Origin of the sequence: Microvirga sp. GCM10011540, assembly GCF_042650665.1 — a bacterium.
Lineage (GTDB): Bacteria > Pseudomonadota > Alphaproteobacteria > Rhizobiales > Beijerinckiaceae > Microvirga > Microvirga lenta.
This window is the reverse complement of sequence record NZ_JBHSBQ010000056.1, coordinates 1-748: the sequence shown is the minus strand read 5'-3', so window position 1 is coordinate 748 and position 748 is coordinate 1. Positions and strand designations below refer to the sequence as shown.

At 64.6% G+C, this 748-nt stretch carries 1 pseudogene; it reads left to right on the top strand.

Annotated features, from left to right (window positions below):
* Nucleotides 1-62 precede the first annotated feature (62 nt).
* Nucleotides 63-748: pseudogene (locus ACFOYU_RS15210) on the top strand (IS3 family transposase); the annotation flags it as partial.

Genomic DNA, 748 nt, shown 5'->3' with positions numbered 1-748 from the left:
TGATCCTCCCTCGCTTTGACGGACACCTCTGATACGCTCCTGTGGGAGCGGGAAGGTGTTTGATGACGAAGACGAGGCGCGAATTCACACCCGAGTTTAAGCGAGAGGCCGTGGCACTGCTGGAGAGCAGTGGTCGACCACTCATGCAGATCGCGACCGAGCTGGGGATCTCTCCCTCCATGCTGCGCAACTGGCGGGCCCTTGCCCATGGGGCTGCGTCTCGGTCCAGGGCCGCTCCCACGCCGTTGCCGGCTGGCACCGCATCCCCGGCGGATCAGGCGGCAGAGATCGCACGGCTGCGGCGCGAACTCGATCGTACCCGCATGGAGCGGGACATCTTAAAAAAAGCCATCGGCATCTTCGCGGAGGTGCCGAAATGAGGTTTGGCTTCATCGAGCAACATGCCAGCATCTACCCGGTGCGGCTCATGTGCCGCGTGCTCGGGGTGTCCGCCAGTGGCTATTACGCCTGGCGGTCTCGGCCGGAGAGCCAAAGGGCGGTGGCAAACCGGCACCTGCTGCAGGAGGTGCAGCGGCTCCATGCTCAGCATCAGGGCCGCTATGGCAGCCCGCGCATGCACGCTGCTTTGCGAGCCCAGGGTCATCGCATCAGCTGCGGCCGGGTTGAACGCCTAATGCGCCGGCATGGCATTCGTGCCTTGGCCCGCCACCGCTTCCGGCCGACCACGACCGACAGTCGTCACACATTACCGATTGCCCCCAACCTGCTGCAGCAGAAGTTCACGGCG